This window comes from Halovibrio sp. HP20-59 (assembly GCF_033052795.2).
In the GTDB taxonomy this organism is placed as follows: Bacteria; Pseudomonadota; Gammaproteobacteria; order Pseudomonadales; family Halomonadaceae; genus Vreelandella.
Genome location: NZ_JAWJUW020000194.1, coordinates 1 through 232 on the forward strand (window position 1 = coordinate 1; position 232 = coordinate 232).

Below are 232 nucleotides of genomic sequence, written 5' to 3' on the forward strand. Positions count from 1 at the left end.
TCGGCCACGCCGGAGCCCAGGCCCGCCTCAGCGCGGTGCCGCCCGAGGATGCCGACAGCGCGGCCTGGCTCGAAGTGCTGCGGCCGGCCGGCGACGGCACCACCGTCAGCCCGGACAGCTATGCCCGCTGGGTACGCTGGCATTTGCGCGCGCTGCGCGGCGAGGCCACGCCGCTGGCCAGCAGCTATCTGCAACGGCTGCAGGCCCTGAAGGCCGGCGACTATGCGCTGGG

At 75.0% G+C, this 232-nt stretch carries 1 protein-coding gene; it reads left to right on the top strand.

The genetic code is table 11. The features are described from left to right. On the top strand, positions 1 to 232 hold a 232-nt coding region (locus RZA33_RS19840), incomplete at both ends, for a hypothetical protein (protein ID WP_317510113.1).